The following is a 20,923-nucleotide window of genomic DNA, read 5'->3' on the forward strand; positions in this document are numbered from 1 at the left end:
GACTAATTATAACAGATATCAGATTAGAGCTCAAACAGCGCATCTTCGTCGCCATCATATCGACGGTCTTTGACAATTGTCACAATCCGCTCAGCGCCAACTTTCTGCTCATCAGACTCCACCAAATTGCGAACCGTATACGCGCCGCTAGCAATTTCTTCCTCACCCACAAACACGGCAAAAGGAATCTGTTTTTTCAGCGCCGCTTTTATCTGCTTGTCAATTTTTCGCCCGGTAATGTCCAGTTCTGCTCGCACGCCTTCGTTGCGTAATTTTCGCGCCAAATCATCCGCGCCCACTAATGACTCCTTAGATACCGGAATTATATAGACATCTGTCTTAGATTTTAATTTAGGCAATAAATCGTGAACCTCTAAGAACTGCTGCATAGTCGTGGCACCCATTCCAACCCCGACCGTTGAAATCGGCTCAACACCAAATAGACCAACCAAACCATCGTATCGTCCACCGCCAAACAGCGCTCGATTATTCTCCGGCGAATTATCAAACAACTCAAACACCATACCAGTGTAATAATCCAAACCGCGCATCAGCGTGACGTCAAACACCGCATTTTCAATACCTTTTTGACAAAGCAGTTTCATTACTTCACGTAGCTGCTTAACGCTGTCGTCATTGGCTAGCTCGCTTGGCAAATCATCAACCGACTTCATACTAATCATCTTCGCCAACTTCGGTAGCCCCTCTGATGCTTGTGTGCCAAAAATCTCAATTGCCTGACGCTTAAATTCTTCAGCGGGAATCTTATTTTTCCTATCCAGCAGCTTCATCATCATTGTCGATCCAACAATATCTAGTTTTAGGAATTGGCTCATCAACCGATTTATCAATTGGCGATTATTTACTCTGACCGTGAACATTTCTTGCTTGGCGCCAAAGTTCATCACACTAGCGTGACTTAGCTCAATAATCTCCGCATCCGCTGCCGCGCCATCCACACCAAACAAATCCGCATTCAATTGCCAGAACTCGCGTTCACGCCCCCGCTGCGGCCGCTCATAACGCATAAAATTAGCAATAGAATACAGCCTAGCTGGCATGGCTAGTTCTTGACGCTTAGCTGCCACCATTCGAGAAATCGACGGCGTCATCTCTGGGCGAATCGCCACCATTCGACCGCCACGATCCTCAAAGGCATAAGTTTGCTCACCCGCCAGCTCTTGGCCTGACTTTGCAAGATAAATATCTAACGGCTCCAATAGCGGCGCGCCGTATTCTTCGTAACCAAAACTCTCCACCGTCTTGTGCCAAACGTTGAAAATGTAATTCTGCAGACGCTTTTCCTCTGGAAAATAGTCCCGTGAACCTTTGTAATTCTGTGTTGATAAACTGCTCATGTTAGCTCCATTATGTCATTATTTCTTATTTATAGCAATCAAAAACGCCGAGGCAGAACTCGGCGCGTACAATCAAAAATCAGAGTCCTACCTCGGCAACACGTGTGAATGATGGAATTTAGGTAAAATCATATGTCTATTATAGTAAATTTCATGCTTTTTGTAAATACCTGTTGACAGCAAACCCAATAATTGATATATGGTATATATTAGCTTTTTGCGTAATTCTGCGCATTGAGCAGGCACTAGTAGAAAGGTGTAGTCTATGAGCGGCTACCAGGATGGCGAGCGTTGGATCGACCCGGATGGGACCTCCCACACCGTCAACTCGACCAACGATCCCAACGTTCCGGGCGGATACTACTACAACCAGCACGGACCCACTGGGGATGGCTCTATCGGGCATGCGACGGAGGTCTACAACGCCGACGGCACGCTCGCAGATATCCCTCAGAACCGTGACTGGCGGGATGTGCCCCGCCAGGATTAGGGCTAGTCTAATCTAGTCACTACTTCGCAGACCTAAGCATGTCTGCCCTTGCCTTTGGCATAAACCAAAAACTGCTCTATACTTGTATTATGAGAGCTACTAATAAAATCACCGCCGCCATTCGCGCCAATGATTTGCCAACTTACCAACGCGAGCGCTATCCCGCCATTCAAGAAGGCGAGTTTGTTCGCTTTACGGATGAGGATTTACATGGCGTTGATTTCGACCAGTTTGTCATGGGCTTTTTCGTGTTTCAGAATTGTAATCTGGACGACGCAAAGCACATCTACGGGCAACCGATTTATTTTACCAATTCGTCAGTTCGGAATGTGGATTTTCGCGGTGTAAAAGCTATTATTGAAGCGGAGGACTGCGACTTCCGTGGTATGAAATATGACGAGGAAACGCAATTTGTCTATGGCAGTGGGAAATTAGCAACACGATCACGTTTCATAAATTGCAAATTAGATGATGAAACTCGTGACTTTTTAAGACAACAAGGCGCAGAAATCAACTAGTTATTTTCCGCCAGCACATTCTGCTGCAGCCAACAATACATAGCCACAGTAGCCGCCGCGCCAACGTTTATGGAGCGAGTCGAGCCGAATTGCTCAATCGCCACAATTTGATCCGCAGCGTTCGCTAATTCCGCAGAAATCCCCGGCCCTTCTTGCCCAAATACCAAAACCGCGTGCTTTGGTAGCGACATTTGCGACATATTCACACTACCCTCGATATTATCAATCGCGATAATTTTCCTGCCTTCATTACGCATTTTTTCAACAAACTCTTCCGTCGTCGCCAGATACGTAATGTGAAGATATTTATCCGTCATCATGGCACCACGCTTATTCCACTGCCTGCGCCCAATCACATAAATCTGCCGCACGCCAAACGCATTAGCGCTCCTGACAATTGTCCCCATATTAAAGTCCCGCTCGGTGTTCTCCAGAGCAATCACCAAGCCGTGATCCTTGGCGTCCAGATCTTTCATAATCTCTGCCTCGCTTCGACCCTTAAACTTATCAATTACATTTCTTTTATCTTCCATCTCTGTTATTTTAGCAAAAATACTAAATAAAGGGTAAAATCCAGTAATTCTATTGACTTTTTAAAACAAGTATGGTATAAATAAAGACAGCTTTCGTTGATAAGTTGAGCAAATCCTTGTCCGAAAGTGAACATTGACAGGCAATCGAATACAAGATGAGTTTTTATTTCTTTTTTAAGAATCGTTGAGAGAAATGAAATCTCATCTTGTATTGTTAAAGAACAATACGTCGCAATTCCGCCGATGAGAAATCACGAAAAGAGAAAGACATGCGCTATGACAAGTACATGGAAAGCCTTACGGGCAAAATCTCTGAAATTGACACTCTCTGGAAAGAACTGTGTCTCATCGTCCTGAAAGACGAAAATTGTTCCACGGTAGAAGATTTCGTGGGCATCCTTGTATTCGACTTGCAAGCAGATGCATTCGAAGAGTCTATAAGAGATCTGAAGAGATTCAATGAGAACAAGATCGGCACCAAGAAGACAGGAGAGGCGATACTCGACATAGTCGTCTCCGCGGCATACGCGATTACCCAGATCAAGATTGAACCCGTCAAATTCTTCTCAGACAAAGAGAAATGCGATTGGGTCATACTCTTCGCAGATGAAATCCGCAAATCTCTCTTTGAGATCATGGTAGACTCTCAGAATCTCTTTATGGAGTCGTGACGATTCTACATGGCAGGTGATTGTTCCTTCACGATTGCCTGTCATGTAGACCCTGAATTTAAGTTATTAAAAATCACCCATTTCCAGGGTGATTTTCTTATGGTGAAAAATTTCAATTCTGGTGCGGATGAAAGGACTTGAACCTTCACGTACTTGCGTACACTAGCACCTGAAGCTAGCGCGTCTACCAATTCCGCCACATCCGCATGTGGGCTACGCGTTATTATAGCCCAAATTTAACCTCATATCAAGCTTGATTACGCAGCTTACACCACGCGTTTAGTTCTGAGGCCAGCTCTTTTGGTTGCGCCTCCGCTTTAATTCCTGGATTAAAAATTCCAGCTGGATCAAAGATTTGCTTCACCTTCGCGTATAATTGTTTTTCATCATCTGGCAGATTTTTATAGATAAAGTTGGCTTTTAGCCGACCATCACCACCAAAGCCCGCAAATGAACCGCCGTATTTTTCAACGATCTGCGCGATTTCAGTCAGTAATTGTAAGATCTTCTGACGCTCGCTCACCTTTTTACTATCAAACATTGGATATAATGCGATGTAATCACTCGAAAAGTCAATAAATACCGGAAGATTCACACCGTACTTTGCCTCCAGAGATTTCAAATCGCCGATGAAACTATCCATTTTCTCTGGCGCCATTAAAATACCAGAAAACGCACGTGGCGTAATCATGTGTGGTTCGCTTGGGTTTTCCGCTAGCGCCAAAACCGAATGCAAGCTGAATAGGTCCTGCTCTTCTAAATGTAATGTTTTTATATCGACCGCTTCTGATGATTCCAATTTTCGGGTCAATTTCTTTGCAGCTTTATTACGCGCTCGGTCTGAAAAATCATCAAAAATAGCCAGGACTACAGCACCCTTAAAGCATTCTTTTGGCGCCCACTCAACGACCTTTCCCACGCTGGCTGCCTGACGGAAGAATCGCCCGTCAATTATTTCCACAGAGGAAGCTTTATTCTTTATTGCCAGCTCGACGGCCGACTGGGCGTCTGACAATTTCTTATACGAAGCTGCAACAACCGAATATTCTGGGTGGACGAATTTAGCTTTCATAATGACTTCACAAATCACACCCAAGCTTCCCTGACTACCAATAAATAACGGTGTTAAATCGAACGAACCATCCTTTTGCTTAACCCGGGAAATTCCACTATAGCCCACAGTATCCGGTAAATCTGGGTCCATCTGGGCGATCAACTCAGCATTGTCCGAAATTAAGTTATCGATCTCACGATAAATCTCACCCTCAAACGTCGACAATCCCTTTTTCTTGCTCAGATCACGTCGAGATATTCGACCGGTCTGGATGACATCGCCATTACTCAGAACGACTTCTAGTTGCTGGACAGTACCAGCAAAATGACCGTGACTTCCAGACAACATGCCAGCAGGAGCAGTACTGATAGCGCCACCAATCGTGCCATCTTCTGCAATGTATGAAGTGCGTGGCAAACCTAAGCCTTTATGAGTCGACAAAGTTGCGTTAATTGCCGAAAGCGAGATCCCCGCTTGCGCATGAATCAACTGCTGGCGAGGATCAATACCAACCACACGATTCATGTAAGCTTTTTCATCAATTGCGATACCTTTATTTGCTGCTGCACCCGTCTCATCTGTACCATAGCCACGAACAAATACCGGCAAAACATGACCTTTTTCCGCTAATTGCGAGCAAAACCGCATCACTTTTCTAATGTCGTTCATATTAGCCGCCTGAACAACCATTTCCGGCCGACGAGCCAAAAGTCCGTTGTCAACTTCAAACTGGCTCAGCGCAAAATCCTGCGATACAACTTCGCCGCTCAGATGTTCATTCAAATATTTCGCAACTTTATTCATTAATCCTCCTTGGTCTATTGATTTAATTTTAGCATAAGCATGTGTAGTTGATAAGTAGAATTTACTTTGATATAATCAGGTTATGCGGATGTGGTGGAATTGGTAGACGCGCTAGCCTTAGGAGCTAACAAGCTTGCTTACCTATTCTTGTATTTTATAGGGGTAATATAGCTTTTTCTTACTAAAATAGGAGTCTATTCTTGCAACAGACTCCTCTTTTAGACTCCTTTATTGTTCATAAGGATGTTTTTGCTTGGTCGTTGTCGTTATGTTTATTGTAAATTTTATCGGTTACAGCGAGAAGTGCATTTGATTTTTCTGTTTCGGTTGAGTGAGTATAGATTTGCAAATTTGTTGTTATTGAAGAATGCCCAAGGATAACTTGTGCATCTTTTGCCGAGACGTTAGCTTCTTTGAGCATTGTAGCAACGCTATGGCGAATCTCATGAAGCGTTATCTCTTTTAATTCCACTTTTCGGGCAGCATCTTTAGATGTTTTGATAAAGCTTCTACCGTCTATCGGGTTGTCTTTTTTGGTAAGGTAGAGAAGTTCGTCACCATCTGGATAGAGCCATCGTTCATATTCTGCTTGCAGCTCCTGTTTTATACTCGGCAGAAGTAGCAGATCGCGAGCACTTGTCCTTGTTTTGAGTGAGCCGATTTTTGGCTCATGTCCTACGAGATAAACTTGCTGTCTGATATGTATAGTTTTTCGGTAAAGTCAATGTCTTTCCAGTGCAAGCCAAACGCTTCACCGCGTCGTAATTCATAATGACACATGATAAGGAATAAACCGTAGTATGGATGGTCTGTTATAGAGTAAGATGCCTTAAAAATGCTATAATGACCTCCAGTATAGGCAACAAGTTTAAGGAGGAAAGATTATGGATTATAAAGAAATAAAGCTTAATGTTTCAAATGATAAAATTAAAGAATATAAGCAATTTGAGGGCTTAAAAATATATTCTGATATTTTTAAATCTGAAGATGAAAAGGTATTGATCAACAAAAGAATATATATTACAAAAAAACAGAATTATGTTTATTACGAAAGAACAGATGTAAATTGGAATTATTGGTCAAACGAAAGAAATTATAATTCAACATTTAATCCAGAGAATGATAGTAAACACAACATTATATTTGAAGTTTCATCAAAATTAAGCGATTTTATTAAATATTTGGGAGAAGAAATAATTCGGAAGATTGAATTGAAACAGCACAATGGAGAAATTGTTGAGATATTAGATATTTGATTGTGTTATGAAGAATGAAGCATTGACTGAAAATATAATATCTACTCAAGCACGTAGAACTCCTAATTTTAGTAATATCAATTAAATAAAAATAGTATAAAAAAACAGTAAATCGAAAAAGGTTTACTGTTTTTTCTTTGCTTAAAAATAGAAAGAGAGGAAAAGAAAAAATGAAAAGTCGCTTTTTCAAGCGACAATTTCGAAAAAATTCAGATTTTGGTGCGGATGAAAGGACTTGAACCTTCACGCCGTGAGGCATATGCTCCTAAGGCATACGTGTCTACCAATTCCACCACATCCGCATATTTGATATTGTGAAATATTTCTGTAAGCAAGTATATCAGTAAATAAAATAAATTACCACATTTTTAACATTTTTTATTTAACAGGAATTTTCTTTGCTAAATCTAATAACAACTCAATCAATTGCGAACTCATAATAGGAGCTTCCTCTTTGCTTTTAAATAATCCTTTTGATTTTTTAACTTGATTATTCTCTTCATTATTGAATATTCGGTATGCAACTGTTTTGATAATTTCATTTCTTAGTTTTACATCACCTTCAATACTTAGCAGATAAGGCTTTAGCGCTTTAAGTTGATGAGCTGTTCGTTGATTAGCTCGCTGTGCTTTGCGATGTTCGCTTGATTGAGTGGCTGTGTATCCTGCTACACCTCCAGCAATTAGCATAACAAATGCTCGAGCTACTAAGAATTGCCATGACACATCTTTAATATGAATGACTTCACAAACTACCAAGCAAGAAAATATTAATACCGCAAAAAGCAAGCGCACCGTTATTTTACGCCACCTATCAGCAGCTTCCATGTCTTCCTTAGCACTACTAGAATAATCGTGGATTAGTGTTTTATCTCCAGCCATATTCAATAATTCATCTATTCTAGCAAGACTATCTTTTGCCTTCGCCTCAGTAGCGTTTAGTTTTTTATTTATGTCAGCCGCAGTGCGATCGGCTTCATCACTCTTTTTGCTAAACGTTTCTTTGATTGTGCGTTTCTGCTCTTCGATAAATTTATTAACTGCCTCATTACGTACATTTTCAGATTTTGTAAATGATAATTGTTGTAAATCAGAGATTTTATTTGAAGAATCTTTTATGTCTTTTAAATCTTTGTTAAGTTCACCTATTTTCACACCAAGTGCTTCAAACTCGTTTTTAGCTTCAGTAACTTTTTCGTCAATGGTCTTTTCTGCAGTAGTTCCTTTAGCAGATATACTATCAATCTCTTTTGCTGCTGTACGCTTATATTGACCGACTGACCTATTCAATCCCGCAATAGCCTTGCGAGTTTCCTTTATGTCCATAGCGGGTGTCAATGAAGTAATGTACGACAATATACCATCAATGTATCCATTCATATAAGAAATACCTAGATACACATCATCGCGAGTGTTTTGCCAGTTATCAAAACACGAACTTACACTTGAGAGATAACTGCCAATATTATCAATACTTGATACTGATAATAGACGATTATCTGTATTATCAAGTCTATCCACTAAAAGCTCAATGACCAATTTTGCCCGATTGATATCATCGATTGCTTCAATAGACACGCTGTCAGAGTTTATCTCATTAAACTTAGCTAATAATTTCTTGGCTGCAGTATATGTGGCACTATTCTGTATACGATCTTCCCATTTGCTCATGAGGCGTTATTCCTTTTTTGCTTAATTAGTTTGCCACCCCTTATTTTAACTTCAACTATAATTATATCACTTTTGTTCTTGAGAACGGCTACCCCCTAAGAGTAGAGAATCTTACTTATCCAATTTGATTAATTAGACTCCGCACTAGACTCCAGAATTGACTCCTTGCAGCCCAGTACAATAACAAACAAAAAACAACGAGTTAGAACTAACTCTTATATCATTTTTGCCTTTATTGTCCATTATTTGCCTGCTGGAGGCCTCTTGCCGGCGGTGTGCGTAAGTTCTCCACTAAGTGAAAAGAAGGCTTAATTATCTAGCCTTAGGAGCATGTGCCTCACGGCGTGAAGGTTCAAGTCCTTTCATCCGCACCATTACGTTATATATACGGATTTTTTTCGGAATTGTCGCCTGTAATATGGCGACTTTTTAATTGTTATGAAAATATTATTGACTATACCAAAACGCCTATGCTACAATCACGCCAAGGCAAATAATAATGCGAGATATCCACTTGGATCATCGAGGAGGGTTTATATTAATATGAGCAAAGCAAATAACTATTTCCGAAGGCAGCGTATTGGCCTGGCGGTTGTCGGCGGAATTATGACACTGATGGTGGCGTTTAGCTTGACGCCAACATTCGCTGGTGTCGTCGCAACCATCACCAACAGCGTAAACACCGCATCAACTGGTACGTTGGTTATGGAAGAAAAGAACCACGACGGAACAGTTACCTGCACCACTACCGGTACCGGTAGCGCCACTTGTGCAACCATCAACAAATATGGCGGCCAAGCACTCGTTCCAGGCGGCAGCACTGACACGACTGTAAAAATTACCAACAAGGGTAGCATCGCTGCCAGCGCCTTCACTGTTAAGGGTGGTGCTTGTACAACTGAGAATGCGCCAGGCGCCTCAGTCTCTGGTACGGGTAACTTGTGTAGCAAAATGACCGTTACCGTCCGTGCTAACGGTACACAGGTTTGGAGCGGTACGGCAGAAGCCTTCCAGCAAGCAGTAGCTCAAGATATCAAGACAGTCGTTGGTCACCCAATTGCACCAAATGAGACAGTTACATTGATCATAACTGCTGCACTGCCAGCAAACACTGACGCCAGCTTCCAGGGTCGCCAAATTTCACAGCCAATCACCTGGCAATTTAGCGCCTAGTATCTCATAAATAGCCGTAAAATCTGATATACTGAAGGGTAATGAAATTTAGTAAAACCAGCATTTGGGTAATAGCAGCACTGAGCCTACTAAGTCTAGGCTCAGTGCTCGTACTACACCTAGCTGGTTTTCGCTTTTTTACCATCGCCACACCAAGTATGGGCGAAACCGCTCCAGTCGGGACGCTAATCGTTACGCAGCCGCAACAATCCTATAACAAAGACGACATCATCACGTTTTATCGTAGCGGCAGTGTATACACTCACCGCCTAACTAAAATCAATGACGACCACAGCTACACCACCAAAGGTGACCTCAACGCCGTAGCAGATTCTTTGTCGGTGGCTAACCGAGACGTGATCGGCAAAGCGGTGGTAATTGCTCCTGTGTGGGGCTGGGTCTGGCGTGCTGCGCCGATATTACTGATCGGCTGGATCATCGTCTATTTGCTTTCGTGTATCAAGCGACTGCGTGAACGCTGGCGTTGGCCAGTTCGCATCATTGGCGGAACGCTGGTGGTTATCTTGGCCACATTGATCCTTAATCCGTGGCTTCGTGCTGACATGCTCAGTATCGCTACGCACCAGCAAAATGACGTGCGACTTCACATTGTCAATACGGGTATTTTCCCTATTCGTGATGATGACGGCAACCGTGTTCATACTGGTCAAACCGCCATCGTGCGGGCCACCGAAACCGACGCGCAGGGGCATTATATTTACGTGCCACGGCCGTCACTTGGGCCAACGGGCGTGGTGTTTGCGCTATTGTGGTGTCTGCTGCCGCTATTCATAGCGCTGTTAGTAAAATTGCCGCCACCAGAAGAAGAAATTACCGGACTGCAGCTTGTTCATGAGCGAAATCGCAACATGATGCTACTCGCTATCATCATCTTGTTTGAAGTAGTGCTTCTGACCGTACAATTGTCTTCTCTGGCAGGATTTACCGCGACCATACAAAATAGCACCAACCGTGTCCAAGCTCGCGCCTACTTCAAGTGCTCCGAAGCTACCTGGATTCGGTCACAAATTCGCCCCAATCCTCAGCCGTATTTTGCTTGGGCGCTCAACAGTGACCATGCCGCCAACCCTATCGTGACTGATCTCTCTGGCAATGGCAACCATGGCAAACCTTCGCCGAGCGATGGCTCACCCAGCCGCGCCAGCGTCTCAAACACCGGTTGTGTGCGCGACGATCGACGCGTTTCAGTATTTAACGGAGTAAACGCCTGTCTCACTCACGGAACGTCAGCAGAGCAGAAGGTCAATCCTGCGCCAAATACCTTTAGCCTGGAGGTGTGGTTTAGCACTAATTATCGAAGCAATGGTCGACTAATGGGCTTTAGCTCTTTATACGAAGGTGACTATAACGGCGGTGGACAAAGTGATCGTCATATATATATTGATAAAGACGGTCGAGTAGTATTTGGAGTTTACAACGGAGGCATCAAACTTGTTGCTTCAAAAGCTGGAGTAGATTATGCTGATGGCCGCTGGCATCACGTCGTTGCCACTATGTCGCCAAGCGGTGCGACACTCTACTTAGATGGAAACCGCGTCGACACCAATACATCAATGACTGCCGGAGAAAATGTACCTAACGGCGGATACTGGAAGGTTGGATGCGGCAAATTGACTTATTGGAAAAATGCTGACGACAGCGAATATCAAGGCCCTAAGTATTTTAAAGGCAGTATGCAATACAGCTCAGTCTATACGACTGCCCTCACCGAACAACAAGCTCGTGACCACTATTTGGCGGGCGCCCTATAGTAGTATATAATTGGAATAGCGATGGGAAATTAGCTCAGCTGGCTAGAGCGCACGATTCACATTCGTGAGGTCACAGGTTCAAGCCCTGTATTTCCCACCATTTCACGTTAGATATAAATATGGAATCTTTTTACGTTACGTCAACTCATCTTGACATAGATATGGTGACCAAACCTCATCCTTCTGGATTGGTTATATTCTCACGAGAATTATCTACAAACAGAGATCTATCTGGGCACATAATAATATCTCCCGAGAACCATCATACAGATATATATTGTGATTACCTTGAAAGAAATGAAGCTTTATTAGCGGAGCGTGAACATTGGGGAGTAAAAATTCGACAGGACAAGATTGTAAATTACTTCGCCCGAACAGAACCTGCTTACGGAATATACATACCTCAGCTAGACGATATGCCGGACCATCCCGAGCTACTAATAGCTTGTACGAAGAATAGAAAAGCGAAGAGATTAGCCCGCCAAGAATTAAAAATAAATCCGACGCAAGTTAAATTGGCAACACAAGCCATCAGTATAGTAATGGCTGATTCAGATATTTTGCATAGAGCCGACGGCAAAACTCGACTGATAAATTTTCCAAAAGACCAACTTGACAAGCAGCAAGTTGCAGTATATTAAAGTATTAAACACAACTTCCACTCTTTTTATTTTCCCCTATTCATGATAAAATTCTATATTAAGAGGAAGGTCTGCTACTAACATCAGACCATATTTTTATGAAGGACGCTAGCAAGATTCGAAACATTGCCATTATTGCCCACGTCGACCACGGCAAAACGACCATGGTTGACGGGCTATTAAAGCAGTCGCGAACATTCCGCGACAACCAAGCCGAGATGAGCCAGGAATTGATTATGGATTCCGGCGATCAAGAGCACGAGCGCGGCATCACCATTACCGCCAAACAAACGTCAATTTTTTACGGCGACTACAAAATAAACATCATTGATACGCCAGGACACGCCGATTTCTCTGGCGAAGTTGAGCGAACCCTGAATATGGCTGACGGCGTTCTGCTGATCGTGGACGCACAGGAAGGGCCGATGCCGCAGACGAAGTTCGTGTTGAGTAAGGCTTTGGAATTGGGGCTAAAACCAGTGGTGGTGATCAATAAGATTGACAAGCCAGCCAGGCGAATTGCCGAAGTCGAGGATGAACTAAGCGATCTGTTTTTGGAGTTAGCGACTGATGATAGTCAGCTGCATTATCCGATTTATTATGCTATCGGGCGCGATGGTAAAGCGTGGCGGGAAATTCCTACCGACCCGAGCAACAACGCTGATCTCACGCCAATTTTTGAGGCGATTATCAATGATATCCCGGCACCGAGCGTCACGGCTGACGGCGGGTTTCAGATGTTGGTAACCAGTTTGCAGTACGACACCTTTCAGGGTAAATATGCCATTGGGCGGATCGCTCGCGGGTCGGTTAAGCGCGGTCTGGCGGTTAGCCTGATGAAACAGGGCGAAGTGTCAGGTTCAGCGCGAATTGAGAAAGTTTTTGGTTACCGCGGACTGAACCGCGAAGAGCTTGACGAGGCGTTTGCTGGCGACATTGTGGCGTTGGTCGGCGTCAGTGAAGCACACATTGGCGATACGATTGCCGACAAAGAACAGCCTGAAGCCCTGCCGGCGATTGCCATTGAAGCGCCGACATTGAGCATGTATCTCGGCCCAAATACCAGCCCGATGAAAGGGCGCGAGGGTGAATTTACCACCTCGCGGCAAATTGGCGACCGATTGCGGCGAGAGCTGGAGACCAACGTGGCTCTGCGCGTCGAAGAAAACGGCATCGGCTTTACGGTGTCTGGCCGCGGCGAACTGCACCTCAGCGTCTTGATCGAGACCATGCGGCGTGAAGGCTTTGAATTTGAAGTCGGCCGCCCGCAAGTGGTCACCATCACCGAGGACGGCGTCGAAAAAGAGCCAATTGAAGAATTACAAATCGAAATTAGCAGCGAATTCATCGGCGCGATCAGCCAAGAATTGGGTGCGCGCCATGCTGAAATGAAGTCGCAAGAAACCACCGCCAGCGGCGCTACTCGCATCACCTACGTGCTGCCGACGAGAGCGTTGATCGGCCTGCGAAACGTACTGTTGACCGCCACCAAAGGCACGGTGATCATGAATTCCCTGCCGTGCGGCTATCAACCGCTGGGCGGCAAATTGCCAAAGACCCGCGGCGGCGTACTCATCGCTTTTGAAGCCGGCACGACAACGCCGTATGCTCTGCAGGCGGCCGAGGCACGCGGCGAACTCTTGGTCGGGCCTGGCACGGAAGTCTACGCCGGTATGATCGTCGGTATTTATAATCGCCAAGAAGACATCGAAATTAACGTCTGTAAGGCTAAGCACCTGACCAACATGCGCTCCAAATCGTCCGATGGCACGGTGCAGCTAACGCCATTTACACAGTTCAGCCTAGAGCAATGTATCGACTTTATCGAGGATGACGAGCTTTTGGAAGTTACGCCAAAGTCATTACGACTTCGCAAGCGATATCTGGACGCAAACGAGCGAAAACGCGCTGCGAAACAATAGTCGTGTAAACCACAAAATAACCGCCCCGTAATGGAGCGGCTATTTTTATAATTGTGAGCTAATTAATTGACAAGTGTTTCTTTAACCCTACGTGACACAAAGAAGTATAGAATAACCAGACCTTCCAGTATCAACATAGTAATGATTCCCGCAATTAGCGTTGGAGTATCCTCGCCCGATTTCCCAGATGCGTGTAAGGCAATCATACTTGCGGTGTTGTTTATCCCAGCCGTAATAAGCGTAGCTACCGCCAACCACTTACCAAGACGCTTTTGCATAGCTATAAACACAACAGCACAGATCGACAAAACTGCTAGTATCGGTGAGAATATCAAAGAAATAATATTCTCAGGCTGACTAAGATTCATTATAGCATTGAAAAACATTCCTATATTACCAATGCCACCAATAACAAAACAAACCACAAAGAACATTAGCCATCCCTTAACGCCCTTTAGCGATTCTGCCATAACAACATATTGCACTGGAGCTGCTTGTGGCTGAGCAAAATATTGCTGGTTAACTGGTTGCTGCTCGTACGGGGTGTTTTGAGATTGTGGCACTGGGCCATATTGTGCATTTGGATCTGGCTGTGGCGCATACTGTGGCTGCTGAGGTTCTTGTTTTGGCATATTATTTTCTCCTATTAAAGAAATATTAATACGCTAATTATAACACATCCTTAATTTCTTCCGGTAAAAATCCTTTTTTATGTTTAAAACCAGCTTGCCATTTGTAGTCTTTGGTATAGCCTAGATCTTTCATCAGGTTGGTGGCAGCGTTGCGAAGATGGAGCGGTACGGGTGAATTGGGATATTTGCGCGCCAGAGAAAAGGCATCGTTCATCGCATCAGTGGTCTCACGCGACTTTTGACTGCGAGCCAGAGCGATAGCACAGTGAAATAGATTGTATTTGGCCTCAGGCAGGCCAACGCGCTCAACTGCCTCAAACGTAGCGACCGCTAGGCTCAGCGCACCATTGCCAGCCAACCCAATGTCTTCTGACGCAAAGATCACCATCCGCCGTGCGATGAACTTCGGGTCTTCGCCAGCGTCAATCATCCGCGCCAAATAATACGCCGCAGCCACCGAATCACTACCGCGCAGCGACTTGATGAACGCTGAGATGACGTCATAATGTGTATCGCCTTTTTTGTCATAGCCCGGCAAACGCCGCTGGGCCGCTGCTTTGACGACCTCCGGCGTGACTTTGCCGCCAAAACTCAGTGCCAATTCCAAATTACCCAAGGCCACCCGCGCGTCACCGTCCGCTAATTCCGCTAAATAATCCAGGACTTTGGGCGGCACTCGCTTGGTTTGTTTCAAAACCTTCAATGCCCGCTTCAACACTAGTACAATTTCATCTTTGGTCAGTTGCTGCAGCACCAGCACTCGCGCCCGACTGAGCAGTGGCGTGATCACCTCAAAACTCGGATTCTCGGTGGTCGCACCAATCAAGGTGATCAGCCCACTCTCAACATACGGTAAAAAGGCGTCCTGCTGCGCCTTATTAAAGCGGTGGATTTCATCAACGAACAGAATCGTCCTGAGGTTAAAGTTCCAATTTTGCCTGGCGTGTTCAATCACCTTTTCGACATCTTTTTTACCACTAGTCACCGCCGACAGCTCGACGAACTCTGCATTAACCTCACGAGCGATAATTCGCGCCAACGTCGTCTTACCCGTGCCTGGCGGCCCCCACAAAATCAAGCTGACCGGCTCAGCGCGCCTCACAATCTGACGGAGCAATTCACCCTCACCCAACAGATGGCTCTGCCCAATCACCTCGTCCAGATTTTGCGGCCGCATCTGCTCGGCCAACGGTATTCGTCCCATGCTCTTATTATACGAATAAATTTAGTTACTCATCAAGTCGCAACTGCGCAGAATATGCTAGAATAACATTATATAAACAGGAGGAATTTATGGAAATATCAATAGCAATTTTAGTCATCTTGACTATTTTTGTACTGAGCGGCATTAAAATCGTCAATCAATACCAGCGCGGCGTGGTGCTGACGCTCGGTAAGTTTACTGGCGTACGCGAACCAGGACTTCGAGTGGTCGTACCAATTTTCCAAACGATGATGCTGGTCGACGTGCGTTCGACACCGATTGACGTACCGAAACAAGAAGTTATCACCAAGGACAATGTCACCGTCGGCGTTGACGCGGTGGTATATTTCCGAGTGATTAACGCGCCAAAGGCGGTGCTTGAGACGACCAATTATATTTATGCCACCAGCCAATTTGCCCAGGCGGCTTTGCGAGATGTCACTGGTAATGTCGACATGGACGACCTGCTCGCCAAGCGTGAAGAGATTTCGCAGCAGATCAAGGAAATTGTCGATGCCGAAACTGACAAATGGGGTATTGACGTTGAGAATGTCAAAATCCAGAACATTGAACTGCCTGGTGACATGAAGCGAGCCATGGCCAAGCAAGCCGAAGCTGAGCGTGAACGCCGTGCCAATATTATCAACGCCGATGGCGAAAAAGCTGCCGCCGAAACGCTGGCACAAGCGGCGGAGATCCTGGCAAAAACCCAAGGCGCCATTAATCTGCGTACACTGAACACACTGGAGCGAATCTCGACCGAGCCAAGTCAAAAGACTATGATGCTCTTCCCAATTGAACTGATCGATGCTATTCGGGGCGGCAAGAAATAATAACGAGCCATAAAAATAAGCACTCCGTAAACTGGCGGGGTGCTTTTATAATTTCTGGTGCGGGTGGGGAGAGTCGAACTCCCGTCTCAACCTTGGGAAGGTCACATAATAGCCGTTATACGACACCCGCGTGTTCTCATTTTATCACGCTTGCACAGTGCGGGCAATCTGTAGTATAATTGGCGGTAGCAATCACCCATGTGGCTCTTTAGCTCAGTTGGTAGAGCAGAGGCCTGAAGAGCCTTGTGTCCCCAGTTCAAGTCTGGGAGGAGCCACCAAGTATTGCAATCATCCAGCGATTTTGCTAAAATAATCTCTGGAACCGCATGCGGGTTTAGCTCAGTTGTTAGAGCGCTTCCTTGCCATGGAAGAGGCCAGGAGTTAGAGTCTCCTAACCCGCACCAATTTTGAATATCGAGCTTTTAGGCTCGGTTTTTTAATAATATTCTAATAAATCAGCTCGTGGTCCAGTTATTTATTTGGCGGATAATTATTTATTAGCCTTCGGAAATCAGGTTTTCTTACCGTAAAACTTTAGAGCTTTATCCATACGCCTTGAGTGCATCCATGGATCATCATCAAACATTACATACTGTATATTACCTGAATTATCCGCACCCAATGCTAACCAGTATCCAGCCCTAGCCCTATACTTATTCATAGTAGCTATTATTTGCAATCTAGGAATAACGTCTCGCCCTGAGCTACCGCTCATATAAGTTACACCTCCCCAGGGCTGCTCATTATTTGTGATCTGCAATGAAAAATCGTGTAATTTACCCTTATCCTTCTTGGCTTGAGAGTTAACCATATTTATATATTTCATTATATCGTCTACAATCTCCTGGGGTATCGTCATCAGAAAGAAAACAATATCAGTTACTGAAGGATCATCCATCTGTTTGATGGTGTTGACCAGTTTCTTGAAGTCCTTGTTCTGCCAAGGATTAAATAAAGCATCTTCCTTTTTAGGTTTTGGTGTACACATCTTCTTGTGATAGTAGTCTGCATCGATAAGTTGACCAAAAGATTGGTCTAATACAAGCATGTCAGAGTTTCCAGGCATAAATAGTCCGCATCTCAGATGATATGCAAGATGGATGATCTCATTTGATGATATTATACCTTCATGATTTTCAAGACGTTGTTTAATATAAAAAGTAAACTCATATGGGTCTTTGAAATATTCAGCCATTAAGTCGAGATCAAACAGGCTTAGCTGCATTGGTGGTAATTGATCAACATCCACCAAAAATACACGCATCTGATCCATTACTGCTGGATACGGCTCATTTGATACACACAATATATACGCGTGCTTTATGTTTTCTGGTGGCGTAATTTGCTTACCTGATTTATCAATTAACTTGTAAGACTCATTACCCAGAAGCACATCACGGACTTTTATACCTTGCTCATATGGGTCGATAACTGCCTTCTGAAAATCGGATTTAATAGCATCAACATCACCGTTGAGTGCGGCAGCTGTCATTTTTTTGCTTTTATTCTGGGCGATGATGACTGTATTGCCGATAATTCCCATAACATCAATATCGGTCAATTCTTTCTTTCCTTTAGTAATCTTTACAGCTTTATATGTATTTGCCTCACCAAAAATAACTTTGAAATAATCATAGGTTATGTCTTCGGCCACTTCTCCAATATGTTTATTAACAGTATTGGCATACTGCTCATCCTGACGCATCCAGTACAAAGGACTTTTATATATAGCCGATGCTAGTGCCATCGTGTTCGGGAAAAAGTAGATGTCGCTGCCTAGGTTAATAATCGGCTTGTAGGTGAATATATTTTCATCACCAGGCTCGTTGAAGGTCTCCGGCTGGTCGCCAAACGAACAACTAAATAGTTCAAGAAACGCCCGAATATCTTCTTTTGTAATACTTTTTTCTGTAGTCTGTATGGTCTCAACAATAAGATCAAAAGGAAATGCCATTTCATCTATCGCACGTAATGACTTTACTTTTTCACCAGTAAGCGTTGAGCGGGCAAAATGCACACCATTGAGCATACTCTTCAGGGCAAAGAATATACTTTTTGACTTTACAATATTAAACTTCGTATTGCTCTTAATCCAATCTTCGTCCCGAGCGTATAGCTTTTGTGCCATCTCAAATGGCTGTACGTCGTAAAAACCCGTATCACCATAAAAAGTGGTTTCTATAATCATTTCTTTACTACCAAAGATTTTTCGAAATTCTTTCTCTTTCTCTTCATCGCTCATAGTTTTAATTTGTTCTGGCGTATGTTTCATCATAGCTTTGCTAAAATCATACATATAGGTACAATGAAGCTCATCTAGCAGTGATCTGGTACGCTTGACCGTCTTCTCGATTTGATGTTTACTAATATTATCGAAACTAACAGCCTTATTTTTGAGCATTAGCCCCATAAGAAGAGCCACCTCGTTGACGTGTAGTTTCTCCCGCCAGTTCACATTGGCTGCATCATGTATGTCTATAAAGAAATCTCGTGAAATAATTTCCGCAAAAGCAAATATATAGCCTTTCATTGCTACGAGCAACTTAATGTCGGATATAATTTTTTCTCGTGAACGTTTTCCTAATACCTTTTTACTGTTTTTCATAAGCTTATTATACTCACAAGAATTATCTACGCAATAATATGAAATATATATAGTGAAGATAGAGTGACTTTATTAATCGTAAAGCAGTCTTATATACGCACCTTAGTTTCCGTGCCGAGTCTTGGCCTAGAAAAAATACACTAACTCGCCTATACTTATCTCATGAAAACCTGGCAAAATGTCGCTTCGCTATACCAAATTTATCCGCGCAGTTTTCAAGACCTTAATGGCGACGGAGTTGGTGATTTAAATGGCATCACTTTCCGGTTGGATTATCTGAGTGATTTGGGTGTTGATGCGATCTGGATTTCGCCGTTTTTTACCTCACCGATGACTGATTTTGGATATGACGTGGCGGATTATCAAAATGTTGATCCAATTTTTGGCGGTTTAGATGATTTTCGTATGTTGCTGGACGAAGCGCACGCACGACGTATCAAGGTGATGATTGACCTGGTGCCATGCCATACGTCCGACCAACATCCGTGGTTTGTTGAGTCGCGTTCTAGTCGAGACAACCCCAAGCGCAATTGGTATGTGTGGCGCGATAAGCACAATGGCAAGGAGCCGAACAATTGGCGCAGCTTGTCCGGGGGGCGAGCGTGGACGTATGATGAGACTACTAGACAATATTATTTGCATTCGTTTTTACCAACCCAGCCTGATCTCAATTGGGATAATCCTGAAGTGCGCCAAGCTATGCAAAATGTGGTGCGATTTTGGTTTGATATGGGCGTGGACGGCATGCGGGTTGACGCGATTTGGGGCATTTCTAAAGATCCAGAGCTAGGTGACGATTCAGTAAATTCCAATTTTTATGGCGACCCCGACAGCTACGGCGCATTCGTACATGACCATTGTAAACATGGGCCACATTTTCGGGAATATCTACATGAGTTGGCCAGTGTTTGTGATGAATATGACGACCGACAGATGGTGTTTGAGTTTTATCCGGACGAACAATTGGGTGATATTTGGCCGCAGTATCGTGAAGTTATTCAGGCGCATCCAAAAAGTTCGACATTTTTCATGGAACATCGGCAAAATGATTGGCATGGCGAGCGTACGGGCTGGAATATTGTCAATTATTTGCAAGCCTGTGGCGATAACTTGCCGTTTTTCTGTGTTGGTAATCACGATCAGCCGCGCGTTAGGTCACGCTTAGGCTTTGAACGGGCGCGAGCGTTGCAGTTTCTCAATCTGCTTTGCCCTGGCGTGAGTGTTATTTACTATGGTGACGAGATTGGCATGGAAAATGGTCAGCTGACTGATGCGGATATTCGTGATAATTTTAGCCCAAATCATACCCCAGTTGATAGCCGCGACTTGGAGCGCACGCCAATGCAATGGGATGATACTCGGTTCGCTGGGTTCTCAGAAGTAAAACCGTGGCTACCAGTGAATAAAAATCGCACATTTATTAACGTCACTGAAGAGAAAAAGAATGTCTATTCTATACTTAATTTACATAGAAATTTACTGCAGCTACGCAAAGATATGCCCATTTTTAGAGACGGTTCTCTAGAAATTATTCATAGCACCGGTAATGGATTTATCCTTGGTATAAAACGCGAGCTGGAAACTGAGCGGGCTTATATCTTCATCAATTTCGCTGACGCACCGCAGAGTTTTTTCATTCCAGAAGACGCCGAAATCATCGCCTCAACCCATTCTCTAGATTTAATTTTCAAAGAAAAAAGCAACTTAACCATTCCTGGATATTGCGGAATTTTACTTATTAAATAAGTAAATCTCTATGACATCCGCTAGAATAGCTCTCCCGTTT

Annotated in this window: 18 protein-coding genes and 6 tRNA genes; 13 read left to right on the forward strand and 11 right to left on the reverse strand. The window is 44.0% G+C overall.

Annotation, left to right across the window (positions count from 1 at the left end; all coding sequences use genetic code 11):
- Positions 1-23: 23 nt before the first annotated feature.
- Positions 24-1,358 (reverse strand): histidine--tRNA ligase, encoded by a 1,335-nt coding sequence (gene hisS, locus TM7x_RS02090; protein WP_052198827.1) that lies wholly within the window; start codon positions 1,356-1,358, stop codon positions 24-26.
- A 265-nt stretch (positions 1,359-1,623) separates the two neighbouring features.
- Between hisS and TM7x_RS02095 the strand changes: the two genes are divergently transcribed.
- Together TM7x_RS02095 and TM7x_RS02100 are read left to right on the forward strand one after the other, a co-directional pair.
- On the forward strand, positions 1,624-1,848 hold the full coding sequence (locus tag TM7x_RS02095) for a hypothetical protein (RefSeq protein ID WP_039327465.1): 225 nt from the start codon (positions 1,624-1,626) through the stop codon (positions 1,846-1,848).
- A gap of 89 nt (positions 1,849-1,937) precedes the next feature.
- Positions 1,938-2,366: a hypothetical protein gene (locus TM7x_RS02100; protein ID WP_039327467.1), complete on the forward strand. Its 429-nt coding sequence runs from the start codon at positions 1,938-1,940 to the stop codon at positions 2,364-2,366.
- On the opposite strand, the gene TM7x_RS02105 is transcribed toward TM7x_RS02100, so the two are convergent.
- Positions 2,363-2,899: a TrmH family RNA methyltransferase gene (locus TM7x_RS02105; RefSeq protein WP_039327469.1), complete on the reverse strand. Its 537-nt coding sequence runs from the start codon at positions 2,897-2,899 to the stop codon at positions 2,363-2,365. The genes TM7x_RS02100 and TM7x_RS02105 overlap by 4 nt on opposite strands.
- 287 nt (positions 2,900-3,186) lie before the next feature.
- On the opposite strand from TM7x_RS02105, the gene TM7x_RS02110 reads away from it, so the two are divergent.
- On the forward strand, positions 3,187-3,570 hold the full coding sequence (locus TM7x_RS02110) for a hypothetical protein (RefSeq protein ID WP_039327472.1): 384 nt from the start codon (positions 3,187-3,189) through the stop codon (positions 3,568-3,570).
- Positions 3,571-3,689: 119 nt separating this feature from the next.
- Here TM7x_RS02110 and TM7x_RS02115 read toward each other — a convergent pair.
- The 3 genes from TM7x_RS02115 to TM7x_RS03980 all read right to left on the reverse strand — a co-directional run bounded on the left by TM7x_RS02115 (position 3,690) and on the right by TM7x_RS03980 (position 6,134).
- Positions 3,690-3,776 (reverse strand) — tRNA-Leu (locus tag TM7x_RS02115).
- Positions 3,777-3,817: 41 nt separating this feature from the next.
- A complete protein-coding gene (locus tag TM7x_RS02120; RefSeq protein WP_039327476.1) occupies positions 3,818-5,428 on the reverse strand; it encodes an FAD-binding oxidoreductase in 1,611 nt (536 codons plus the stop codon).
- A gap of 235 nt (positions 5,429-5,663) precedes the next feature.
- The gene (locus TM7x_RS03980) at positions 5,664-6,134 is read right to left on the reverse strand and encodes a tyrosine-type recombinase/integrase (protein WP_082001342.1); all 471 of its coding nucleotides are present in this window, start codon (positions 6,132-6,134) and stop codon (positions 5,664-5,666) included.
- A gap of 178 nt (positions 6,135-6,312) precedes the next feature.
- On the opposite strand from TM7x_RS03980, the gene TM7x_RS02125 reads away from it, so the two are divergent.
- A complete protein-coding gene (locus TM7x_RS02125; protein ID WP_039327478.1) occupies positions 6,313-6,684 on the forward strand; it encodes an EXLDI protein in 372 nt (123 codons plus the stop codon).
- A gap of 217 nt (positions 6,685-6,901) precedes the next feature.
- Here TM7x_RS02125 and TM7x_RS02130 read toward each other — a convergent pair.
- Both TM7x_RS02130 and TM7x_RS02135 read right to left on the reverse strand, forming a co-directional pair.
- Positions 6,902-6,986, reverse strand: a tRNA-Leu gene (locus TM7x_RS02130).
- A gap of 76 nt (positions 6,987-7,062) precedes the next feature.
- Positions 7,063-8,355, reverse strand: coding sequence for a hypothetical protein (locus tag TM7x_RS02135; protein ID WP_039327480.1), 1,293 nt, complete (start codon positions 8,353-8,355; stop codon positions 7,063-7,065).
- A 543-nt stretch (positions 8,356-8,898) separates the two neighbouring features.
- Between TM7x_RS02135 and TM7x_RS02140 the strand changes: the two genes are divergently transcribed.
- The 5 genes from TM7x_RS02140 (at position 8,899) to typA (ending at position 13,863) form a co-directional block, all read left to right on the forward strand.
- A complete protein-coding gene (locus tag TM7x_RS02140) occupies positions 8,899-9,528 on the forward strand; it encodes a hypothetical protein (protein WP_039327483.1) in 630 nt (209 codons plus the stop codon).
- Positions 9,529-9,569: 41 nt separating this feature from the next.
- On the forward strand, positions 9,570-11,300 hold the full coding sequence (locus TM7x_RS03820; RefSeq protein ID WP_052198828.1) for a LamG-like jellyroll fold domain-containing protein: 1,731 nt from the start codon (positions 9,570-9,572) through the stop codon (positions 11,298-11,300).
- Between the two features lie 23 nt (positions 11,301-11,323).
- Positions 11,324-11,400, forward strand: a tRNA-Val gene (locus TM7x_RS02150).
- A 61-nt stretch (positions 11,401-11,461) separates the two neighbouring features.
- Positions 11,462-11,941 carry a hypothetical protein gene (locus tag TM7x_RS03985; protein ID WP_138074080.1) on the forward strand — a complete coding sequence of 160 codons (480 nt, stop codon included), beginning with the start codon at positions 11,462-11,464 and terminating at the stop codon, positions 11,939-11,941.
- Positions 11,942-12,039: 98 nt separating this feature from the next.
- Positions 12,040-13,863 carry a translational GTPase TypA gene (typA, locus tag TM7x_RS02160; RefSeq protein ID WP_039327489.1) on the forward strand — a complete coding sequence of 608 codons (1,824 nt, stop codon included), beginning with the start codon at positions 12,040-12,042 and terminating at the stop codon, positions 13,861-13,863.
- A gap of 62 nt (positions 13,864-13,925) precedes the next feature.
- On the opposite strand, the gene TM7x_RS02165 is transcribed toward typA, so the two are convergent.
- A complete protein-coding gene (locus TM7x_RS02165; RefSeq protein WP_039327493.1) occupies positions 13,926-14,495 on the reverse strand; it encodes a hypothetical protein in 570 nt (189 codons plus the stop codon).
- A gap of 37 nt (positions 14,496-14,532) precedes the next feature.
- Entirely contained in the window at positions 14,533-15,699 is a 1,167-nt protein-coding gene (locus TM7x_RS02170; RefSeq protein WP_039327495.1) for a replication-associated recombination protein A, read from the reverse strand.
- 89 nt (positions 15,700-15,788) lie between these two features.
- Between TM7x_RS02170 and TM7x_RS02175 the strand changes: the two genes are divergently transcribed.
- Positions 15,789-16,532 (forward strand): slipin family protein, encoded by a 744-nt coding sequence (locus tag TM7x_RS02175; protein WP_039327497.1) that lies wholly within the window; start codon positions 15,789-15,791, stop codon positions 16,530-16,532.
- Positions 16,533-16,587: 55 nt separating this feature from the next.
- Here TM7x_RS02175 and TM7x_RS02180 read toward each other — a convergent pair.
- Positions 16,588-16,662, reverse strand: a tRNA-Gly gene (locus TM7x_RS02180).
- A gap of 72 nt (positions 16,663-16,734) precedes the next feature.
- On the opposite strand from TM7x_RS02180, the gene TM7x_RS02185 reads away from it, so the two are divergent.
- Positions 16,735-16,810, forward strand: a tRNA-Phe gene (locus TM7x_RS02185).
- 50 nt (positions 16,811-16,860) lie between these two features.
- Positions 16,861-16,936: transfer RNA gene (locus TM7x_RS02190), tRNA-Gly, on the forward strand.
- Between the two features lie 107 nt (positions 16,937-17,043).
- Here TM7x_RS02190 and TM7x_RS02195 read toward each other — a convergent pair.
- Complete coding sequence (locus TM7x_RS02195) at positions 17,044-19,137, reverse strand: hypothetical protein (RefSeq protein ID WP_039327499.1); 2,094 nt, start codon at positions 19,135-19,137, stop codon at positions 17,044-17,046.
- 162 nt (positions 19,138-19,299) lie between these two features.
- Between TM7x_RS02195 and TM7x_RS02200 the strand changes: the two genes are divergently transcribed.
- Positions 19,300-20,883: an alpha-amylase family glycosyl hydrolase gene (locus tag TM7x_RS02200; protein ID WP_039327501.1), complete on the forward strand. Its 1,584-nt coding sequence runs from the start codon at positions 19,300-19,302 to the stop codon at positions 20,881-20,883.
- Positions 20,884-20,923: the final 40 nt, after the last annotated feature.

This window comes from Candidatus Nanosynbacter lyticus (assembly GCF_000803625.1).
In the GTDB taxonomy this organism is placed as follows: domain Bacteria; phylum Patescibacteriota; class Saccharimonadia; order Saccharimonadales; family Saccharimonadaceae; genus Nanosynbacter; species Nanosynbacter lyticus.

Coding starts and splice junctions, on each gene's coding strand:
- hisS (WP_052198827.1), bottom strand. CDS start 1,358: ATGAGCAGTTTATCAACACAGAATTACAAAGGTTCACGGGACTATTTT.
- TM7x_RS02095 (WP_039327465.1), top strand. CDS start 1,624: ATGAGCGGCTACCAGGATGGCGAGCGTTGGATCGACCCGGATGGGACC.
- TM7x_RS02100 (WP_039327467.1), top strand. CDS start 1,938: ATGAGAGCTACTAATAAAATCACCGCCGCCATTCGCGCCAATGATTTG.
- TM7x_RS02105 (WP_039327469.1), bottom strand. CDS start 2,899: ATGGAAGATAAAAGAAATGTAATTGATAAGTTTAAGGGTCGAAGCGAG.
- TM7x_RS02110 (WP_039327472.1), top strand. CDS start 3,187: ATGGAAAGCCTTACGGGCAAAATCTCTGAAATTGACACTCTCTGGAAA.
- TM7x_RS02120 (WP_039327476.1), bottom strand. CDS start 5,428: ATGAATAAAGTTGCGAAATATTTGAATGAACATCTGAGCGGCGAAGTT.
- TM7x_RS02125 (WP_039327478.1), top strand. CDS start 6,313: ATGGATTATAAAGAAATAAAGCTTAATGTTTCAAATGATAAAATTAAA.
- TM7x_RS02135 (WP_039327480.1), bottom strand. CDS start 8,355: ATGAGCAAATGGGAAGATCGTATACAGAATAGTGCCACATATACTGCA.
- TM7x_RS02140 (WP_039327483.1), top strand. CDS start 8,899: ATGAGCAAAGCAAATAACTATTTCCGAAGGCAGCGTATTGGCCTGGCG.
- TM7x_RS03820 (WP_052198828.1), top strand. CDS start 9,570: ATGAAATTTAGTAAAACCAGCATTTGGGTAATAGCAGCACTGAGCCTA.
- TM7x_RS03985 (WP_138074080.1), top strand. CDS start 11,462: ATGGTGACCAAACCTCATCCTTCTGGATTGGTTATATTCTCACGAGAA.
- typA (WP_039327489.1), top strand. CDS start 12,040: ATGAAGGACGCTAGCAAGATTCGAAACATTGCCATTATTGCCCACGTC.
- TM7x_RS02165 (WP_039327493.1), bottom strand. CDS start 14,495: ATGCCAAAACAAGAACCTCAGCAGCCACAGTATGCGCCACAGCCAGAT.
- TM7x_RS02170 (WP_039327495.1), bottom strand. CDS start 15,699: ATGGGACGAATACCGTTGGCCGAGCAGATGCGGCCGCAAAATCTGGAC.
- TM7x_RS02175 (WP_039327497.1), top strand. CDS start 15,789: ATGGAAATATCAATAGCAATTTTAGTCATCTTGACTATTTTTGTACTG.
- TM7x_RS02195 (WP_039327499.1), bottom strand. CDS start 19,137: ATGAAAAACAGTAAAAAGGTATTAGGAAAACGTTCACGAGAAAAAATT.
- TM7x_RS02200 (WP_039327501.1), top strand. CDS start 19,300: ATGAAAACCTGGCAAAATGTCGCTTCGCTATACCAAATTTATCCGCGC.